1 protein-coding gene is annotated in these 9,311 nt (G+C 64.3%); it reads left to right on the forward strand.

Annotated features, from left to right (window positions below; translation table 11 throughout):
* On the forward strand, positions 1–9,311 hold a 9,311-nt coding region (locus TK42_RS26625), incomplete at both ends, for an SDR family NAD(P)-dependent oxidoreductase (protein ID WP_146097900.1).

Consider the following 9,311-nt stretch of genomic DNA (forward strand, 5'->3'; position numbering starts at 1 on the left):
GTGATGTTCCCGTGCCAGGCGTTTCATGGGCTGGGACAGCAAGTGGTGATGGCGCGCAGTGATGGAGTGGTGCGCCATGCCCGGGAACCGCAGGCAACGCCTGCACCTGCACCTTCGGCCGAGAGTCACGCGCCAGTGTCAGCGCCTGCCAGGCGCGCCGAGGATGGGCGGCCCCTGCTGCTGGCATCGGTACGCGAATTGGTCGCCAGCAGCCTGCAATTTGAACTGGGCGACATTCGCGACGATGAACCGTTCGCCGATTACGGCGTGGACTCAATCACTGGCGTGGCGCTGGTTCGCCAGCTGAATGCACGCCTGGCAATTGACCTGCACACGACGTGCCTCTTCGATTACCCGAGTATCAACCGGCTCGTCGACTACATGCTGGGCCAATACCCGCAGTTCGCAACGCCTGCAACCGAGCCTACGGACGCCTTGCCGGTAACCCCGCCGACTGGCGAGCCGGCACAGCCAGCGGTTGATGACCAAGCCATTGCCATTGTCGGTATCAGTGGGCGGTTCCCGCAGTCCCGAGATCTGGATGCCTTCTGGGAGCACCTGGCGGCTGGTGCCGACCTGGTCAGTACCGTGCAACGTTGGGACCCTCGGCATTGCTATGCCGGCGCAGACCAGGGCTGCGACCGCGGTGGCTTCATTGAGAGGATCGATGAGTTTGATCCACTGTTTTTCAATATTTCGCCTCTTGAGGCGACCTATATGGACCCTCAGCAACGTCTGTTCCTGCAGGAAGCCTGGAACGCGCTGGCCGATGCCGGGTGCCTGGGCGAACAGCGCCGCGCCGAGGTGAGTGTCTACGTCGGGTGCGAACAGGGCGACTATGACCAGCTGTTCGATGACATGCCGCCACCCCAGTCGTTCTGGGGCAATGCCCCCTCGATCGTGCCGGCACGCATAGCCTACTACCTGGACTTGCAAGGGCCGGCCATCACCGTCGATACCGCTTGCTCCAGCGCGCTGGTGGCCATCCACATGGCCTGCCAGAGCCTGCTTGCCGGCGATACAAAGGTGGCCTTGGCGGGTGGGGTTTTCATTCAGTCCACACCTGCGTTTTACCAAAAGGCCAACCGGGCAAGCATGCTGTCGCTCACTGGCGCCTGCCATACCTTCGACAGCCGGGCGGACGGCTTCGTCCCTGGCGAAGGGGCAGGCGCGGTGGTGCTCAAACGCCTCGCCGATGCCCTGGCTGATCGCGATCACATCCATGGGTTGATCCGCGGTTCCGGTATCAATCAGGACGGCGCCAGCAATGGCATTACTGCACCGAGCGCGTTGTCCCAGCAGCGTCTGCATGAGTCGGTCTATGCACGCTATGGCATTGACCCGGCCACCGTGCAGTTGGTCGAAGCCCATGGCACCGGGACGCGCCTGGGTGACCCGATCGAATTCCAGGCGCTCAAGGGGGCGTTCTCCCGTTACACCCAGCGCAAGGGTTACTGCGCGATCGGTTCGGTGAAGTCGAACATGGGGCACGCCGCCACCGCCGCCGCCATGGCAGGACTGTTCAAGGTCCTGTTGGCGATGCGGCATCGGCAACTGCCGCCGTCCTTGCATTTCCAACACACCAACCCGGCCATCGATTTCGCCGACAGCCCCTTTTTCCTCAATCAGCACCTGGGCGATTGGCCCGCGATTGACGGGGCCCCGCGCCGCGCCGCGATCAGTTCTTTCGGGTTCAGCGGCACCAATGCCCATATGGTCCTGGAGCAGCCACCCCTGCGCGTCCACCAGGCCAGTCTGGTGCCGGCGGTACTGATCGTGCTCGATGCACGCACCCGCGAACAACTGCACCAGCGCATGGCGGACCTGTTGGCGTTATGTGAGCGGGACGCGTCATTCGCAGTCGTAGACATGAGCTACAGCCTGCTCACCGGGCGCCAGCGTTTCGAGCAGCGTTTCCATGTTGTGGTCGCGGACCGCGCCGAATTGATCGCTGCGCTGCGCAGAGGCATGCCGGCTGACACGGCCGATCTGGCCGAAGCACACCAGCGCCGATTGCAAGGCTTGTCTGCTCGCGCCACGGGTCAGTCTCTGTACTACTTGCAGCAGTTGGCTGTATTTGCCGATGCCTGGGCAGCCGGCCAGGCAGTGGACTTCGCACCGCTGTTCGACGCCCTGGATTGCCAGCGCATGCCCCTGCCGGGCTACCCCTTTGCTCGGGAGCGTTATTGGGTAGTGGAGGCGATGCCCGCCCAGGACAAGGCTACCCATCCGCTGTCGGCCGCCATGATGCCCAATGACGGGGCGGCCATGGTCTTGCGCCTGGAGGGTGACGAATACTTCCTTGATCAACACCGCATCAACGGCGAGCCGGTGGTGCCCGGGGTGGCTTTTCTGGAGGTGCTCGCCCTTGCACGTGCTGCACATACACCTTTGACACCACTGAGCCTGATCAACCTGGTATGGCAGGCACCCTTGCGCGTGGTCTCGGAGCCCGTCGAGGTACGGGTGACACTCGATGTTCAGAGCCGACACACAGGGCTTGGCGGTGTTGAGGTCCACTCCGGGCACCCTGCGCAGGTGCACTGCGCCGGCCACTACGCTGCGCCGGCCACCGCACCCGCTGCGCTTGATCTGGCCGCCCTGCGTGAGGCCTGCCGAACGGCACCTCATTCAGCACATGACTGTTACCGGCACTTCACTGGCCTGGGGGTGGATTACGGGGTGAATTTTCGCTGCCTGGTGGAGTACGCCGCCAGCGCCGATATCGACCATCCGCAGCAACTGTTGGTGCGCTTGGCGCGCAACCCCGGTGCGACCCCCAACACCGGCTGGCTGCTCGAACCAGGCCTGACTGATTCGGCGCTGCAGGCCGCCGCCCACTGGCTGGCGCGCGATTGGCCGGAGCCGCGGGCGCTGGTGCCGTTTTCCCTGGAGCGCCTGGATGTGTTCAGTGCCGCTGAACCGGTATGGGCGTATGCAGTGCGCCGCCAGGCGGCAGGTTGGGCGAGCGTTCCGGCCGTGGATATTCAACTGGCCGATGCCAACGGCACGATCTGTGCGCAATTGCAGGGGTTGAGTTTTCGCGCCCTACCGCCACCGCAGCATCCCGGCGGTACTTCGCTGGATGCCGGGGAGAGCACCCTGTGGACGGGGGACTGGCAGCCTCGCGAGGCCACCATGGCGTTACCTGATTCTGTTGGAGAGCGCCTGTTGATGGTGGCCGCCGCGCCGCAGCGACTGCTGATGGAGCAGGCGCTGCACGGCTTGCCCTGGCATTCGCTGGTGGAGAGTGAATGGCCTGTGGGCGAGGGCTATACCCAGGCCGCGATTTCGTTGATCACACACTTGCAGGCGCACCTGCGCAAGGCTGACGGCCGGCCGTTGCACGTGCAACTGCTGGTGGAGCCACATGGGCCTTGGGCACTTTTCGAAGGCCTGGCGGCTATTCTCGAAACGGCGGCATTGGAGAACCCGGCGCTGACGGTCCAGTGCCTGCTGGTGGAGATCCAGGCGCCATCGGCGTCGCTTGTGAATGTCGTGAATCAGGCGCTGGCCCTGGGCGATCCACGCTTACGCTGGTGTGACGGGCAGTGGCAGAGCTTTGTCTGGCGCCAGTTGCCGAGCGGCCCCGGTGTTGTGCCCTGGAAGGCGACCGGGGTCTATTTGATTACCGGGGGCGCAGGCGGCATGGGCCAGGTGCTGGCCGAAGAGATTTTCCGCCATGCACCCGGGGCGACCCTGGTGCTGGCCACGCATCGGCCAACAACGCTAGAGGGCTTGGCGCACTTACACCCCGCATTCAATCGCTTGCGTGAGCGTGGGGCGCGGGTCGAAGTGGTCACCCTGGAGGTCAGCGATCGGCTGGCCACCCAGGCCCTGGTCGAACGGATCCTTGAGCGTTATGGGCGGCTGGATGGCGTGGTGCATAACGCGGGGGTGACACGCGACGCTTACCTGTTGCAAAAGACCGCCGAAGACGTGCGCGAGGTGTTTGCGCCCAAGGTCCAGGGCGTGTTGAACCTCGATGCGGCCACCGCTGAGGTGGCGCTCGATTTCTTCCTGGTGTCTTCGTCCATCAGCGCGCAGTTGGGCAATGTCGGTCAAGCCGACTACGCAGCGGCCAACTGCTTTATGGATGGGGTCGTGCGCGCGCGCCAACGTCAAGCCGAGCAGGGCCTGCGACACGGCCTGAGCATGGCTGTGGATTGGGGATATTGGGCCGACGGCGGCATGCGTATCGATGCGTTGTCCCTGGGCTTGCTCAAGCAGGCCTGGGGCCTTCTGCCTATGCCACGCGACGCCGGGTTGCACGCGCTTTATCAGGCGTTCAAGCACCGCCAGGCGAACACGCTGGTGCACTACGGCGTTGCATCGAGTGTGCGGCGTCTGCTGACGCCGACGACGCATCGTGTCGAGCCGCTCGAGCAGTGGCTGCTGGCCAACGTGGCAGCGCTGACCGGCGTGCCCGTAGCTGACATTGACCTGCAGCAGCCGTTTGCCGATTACGGCTTCGACCTGCCTATGCGCCAGGCCCTGGTGCAGCGCCTGAGCGAGACACGTGACCTGGCAGGGCAGGGCGCCCGCCTTTTGCGCTGCGAATGCCTCCAGGCTTTGCTCGACCATATCGTGCAGCCGCCTCTTACCGATTTGACGGAGAAGACTCCCGCCATGGATACACGCGACGACAGCCAGACCCGACACGCCAGGGATTTCATTATCGGACTGCTCAGGACCGTGTTGGTGACCGTGACCCGGGTCAGCCCGGCCCAGCTCCAGGATGACCGGCATTTCGAACACTACGGCATTGACTCGCTGATGGTCATCCAGATGACCGCCGAGTTGGAAAAGTCCTTTGGCTCCTTATCCAAGACCTTGTTCTTTGAACACAGCTCGATCAAAGAGCTGGCCGATTACTTTACGCGCAGGCATGCCGAGCGGCTCGGCGAACTGGCCGGTAGTGGGCCCGTGGCTCCGGCTCCTACGGTCGCCGAGTCGACGCCCGTAGCGCCCGTGAACGCACTGCCGGACGCCTCGCTCGCGCAGCCGATCGCCATTGTCGGCCTCAGCGGCCGCTACCCCAAGGCTGAGGACTTGCAGGCATTCTGGCGTAACCTGGCCGAGGGTGTCGATTGTGTCACTGAAGTGCCGGCCGAACGTTGGAGCCTGGGCGACCTGGCGCAACCGGGACGCTTGCCCGGCGGTAAGACCCTGAGTCGGTGGGGAGGCTTCCTGGATGACGTGGACAAGTTCGACCCGCTGTTTTTCAACATCTCACCCCACGACGCCGAATACATGGACCCTCAGGAGCGTGTGTTCCTGGAGTGCGCCTACGCGACCTTTGAGGATGCCGGCATGGCCTTGGGCCTGCGTAGCCCCGGTGCATTGCGGCGCACCGGTGTCTATGTAGGGGTCATGTACCAGGAGTACCAACTGTTCGGTGCCGAGCAAACCTTGCTGGGGCGCCCTATGGCGTTGTCCGGCAGCAGTGCGTCGATCGCCAACCGGGTGTCCTGGAGCCTCGGGCTCAGTGGTCCCAGCCTGGCTGTGGATTCGATGTGTTCGGCGTCGCTGACGGCGATCCATCTGGCGTGCCAGGGCATTCGCAGCGGTGACTGCGACGTGGCACTGGCAGGCGGCGTCAACGTCAGCGTGCACCCCAACAAATACTTGGGCCTGGCCCAGGGGAATTTTGCCTCCAGCCAGGGGCGCTGCCAGAGTTTCGGTGAGGGCGGCGATGGGTATGTCCCGGCCGAGGGGGTCGGTGCGGTCTTGCTCAAGTCCTTGAGCCAGGCGGTGGCCGATGGCGATCGTATCTACGGCGTGATACGTGGCAGCCAGATTAACCATGGTGGCAAGGCCAATGGATTCACCGTACCCAACCCCAATGCCCAAGCCGATGTGATCACCCAGGCGTTGGCCGCCGCCGGCGTAGACGCCGCCGATGTGGGCTATGTCGAGGCCCATGGGACTGGTACGGCCCTGGGCGATCCTATCGAACTGGCGGGCCTGGCCAAGGCTTACCGGCACTACACCGACCAGACAGCGTTCTGCGCGTTGGGCTCGGTCAAATCCAACCTCGGTCATTGCGAAAGTGCTGCCGGCATCGCCGGCCTGACCAAAGTCCTGTTGCAAATGCAAAAGGGCCAGTTGGTGCCTTCGCTGCACAGTGAGGTACTCAACCCGGCCATCGATTTTGCCCAGTCACCCTTCGTAGTCCAGCGCCACTTGGCGCCCTGGCCGCGACGGGTGCGTCGCGTAGAGGGCGTCACCGAGGAGCGCCCACGCCTGGCCGGGTTATCGTCCTTCGGCGCCGGCGGTTCGAATGCACACTTGATCATCGAGGAATACCTGGCGCCGACGCAGCCTGAGTCGCAAAGCCGGCAGCCACTGCCGGTGGCCGTTCTGTTGAGCGGCGCCAACGCCGAGCGCCTGCAAGCCTCGGCCCGGCGCCTCCTGGCATTTTGCGCCGCGCCAGAAGCGCACGACCTGTCCCTGCACGACCTGGCCTATACCCTGCAAACCGGTCGAGAAGCGCTCAACGCGCGGCTGGGGTTCCTGGCACATTCTATCGACGATGTGCAGGCGTGTTTGCGCGAGTATCTGCAAGGGGCGCTGACATCCGGGCGTGTGCAGGTCGGGTCGGCCCGGCAGGATGAGAACCCGCTGGTTCGGCTGTTGGGCGAAGACGATCTGTCGGCCATGGTTGCGCAATGGGCGGCCACCGGGCAGCAGGACAAACTGTTGGCACTGTGGGTCAGCGGCGGTGATATCGACTGGCAGGCGCTGTTGCCCGGACGCTGGGGCAGGATCATTTCCTTGCCAGGCTATCCGTTTGCCCGCGAACGCTTTTGGTACACGGGGATCAATTCCGATATCGGCCAGCAGCACCCTCGCAGCCCCGGTGTGCAAGCGGCACCGCTCAGCGTGCTCAACTGTTCCGACCTGACGGGCCTGGGCTTTACCTGCCAGGTCAGTGGGCGAGACAGCTTTCTCGCCGATCATCACGTCCAAGGCAAGGCCATGATGGCGGGCTCCGCGTTTCTGGAACTGGCGCGAAAAGCAGCAGTAGCGGTGGCCACGCCTGACCAGCAGGGCGCCTTGGTGCGCCTGAGCGATGTGGTGTGGTTGGCACCCCTGGTGCTGGAAGACGGCGATGCACAACTGCGGGTACGCCTGTTTCCCGATGACACCGCACGTGTGCGTTTTGAGATCGCCACGAGCGGCGCCCAGGCACAGGCGCTCAACGTACGAGGTGTCATTGAACAGGTGCCCATGCCGACCCGTCCCCAGGTGGACCTACCCGCCTTGCTCGCGCGGCTACGCAGCAGCGCCGACTTCCATGAGCGTAATCCCGGGCAGCTCTACGACGCCTATGCAGGCCTGGGCATCGATTATGGCGTAACGCACCGTTGCCTCAGCGCGGTGTATGTCGGCGACGGGCACGCCCTGGCCCTGATCGAGTGGCCTGCAGCGCAGCCGTTCGAGGCGAGTTACGGCCTGCACCCGTCAATGTTGGATGCGGCGCTGCAAGCGACGCGCGTATTGAGCGACGAAAGCGCACTACTGCAAGTGCCTTTCGCCCTGGACCAGTTGCAGGTGTTTGCTGCGTGTGAACCGCGCATGTGGGTACAGGTTAACCGCGACCCACAGCGCGAGAGTTATGACCTTGAGTTGTTCGATGAGCTCGGCTGGTTGTGCGCCAGCCTGCGCGGCCTGAAGGTTCGACAGTGGGCGCCGCCCGGTAATGGGGGGCTTGTCGAGGGGGACGAAGAGGTCGGGCTGCCGGCTGGCGAGGTGCTACTGGTGCCGCAGTGGAGCCCGTTGGCCATGCAGGCCGTCACTGCCTCGCCGACGGCCACACTGGTCATCGGTGCCGATGCTTCGCAACTGCGCAGCCTGGAGGGCGCGCAGGGGCCGTTGCTCAGTTGTGCGTCGGTACCCTCGGACAGTGTCGAGCAGTGGGTGACGCGATTCCAGGGGTTGCCGGCCTTCGATCGCCTGGTGCTAGTCATCCCACCGAGTGCCGCCCGGCACGCGGGCGATGAATGCCTGATCGATGAACAGCACGCGTGCGCCCTGGAGCAGCTGCGTATCGTGCAAGCGTTGCTGCGTTGCGGGTTTGACAAGCGTGCGCTGCATTATGTGGTGGTGACTCGCGACGCTTGGACGCCCCATGACGCCCAACCCGTACACGCCGCCGTCCACGGCCTGGCGGGCAGTCTCGCCAAGGAGATGCCGCATTGGACGGTACAGGCCGTAGACCTGGCGCATCAGGAGCGTCTGGCCCCCACACATTTGGCGGTGATGCCCGTTGACCCTGCGCATACCTCGCGGCGCCTGCGCGATGGCGTCTGGGAGGGCCGGCAGTTGCTGCTTCATCGGCCGCAGGCGTCCGCGCAGCCGGCTTATCGCAGCAACGGCGTGTATGTGGTGATTGGCGGCAGTGGCGGCATCGGCCAGGTGTGGACCGAAAGCGTGGCTCGCGAGCACGCCGCCCAGGTGGTCTGGTTGGGGCGCAGGGCATTGGATGCTTCCATTCAGGCAGCCCTTGATCAGGTTGCGCTGCACGGCCCACGTCCGTTTTACATGAGCGTCGACGCCACAGATGCCGGGCAGTTGCAACAAGCCTGCGAGCAGATCCTGAGCCGCTTCGGCCGTATCGATGGCCTGGTGCATTCAGCCATCGTGCTGGACGATCGCAGCCTGGCGAATATGAGCGAAGACCAACTGCGGCGCAGTTTGCAGGCCAAAGTCGATATCAGTGTACGCATGGCCCAGGTGTTCGGTGGCCAGGCACTGGATTTCGTGTTGTTCTTTTCGTCCTTGATCGCCTTCACGCGTAATGCCGGGCAAGCCAACTACGCGATGGGGTGCGTGTTCAAAGATGCCCTGGCGCGGCGCTGGGGAAGCAGCGGGTCGGTACCGGTCAAAACGTTGAACTGGGGCTATTGGGGGAGCATCGGCGTGGTGTCGTCAGCGGCCTACCGGCAACGCATGGAGCGTGAAGGCATTGGCTCCATCGAGCCGCGTGAGGCCATGCAGGCGGTGCGCACGTTGCTGGCCAGCCCACTGGACCAGATGGCATTCATCAAGACGTTGCGGCCGATCACCCTGGACGGCAATGCCGAGGCCGATCAGTGGGTCAGCCAGGCAATGGTAGCCAACGGGCCTTTGCACATTGAGGCTGATGTGGCGCAGTGGGTAGCTGCCGATGGTGCGCACGCTGCGGCCTTGCAAGACAAATACCGCCGCGACGCACAGCGCGAACGACTGCCGCAATGCCAGGTACTTTTGGTGCAATTGCAGGCAGCCGGGCTGTTCGACCAACCCACACCGCAGACCACCCAAGC

Source organism: Pseudomonas sp. GZJR-8 (genome assembly GCF_002916705.1).
GTDB classification, from domain to species: Bacteria; Pseudomonadota; Gammaproteobacteria; order Pseudomonadales; family Pseudomonadaceae; genus Aquipseudomonas; species Aquipseudomonas synxantha_A.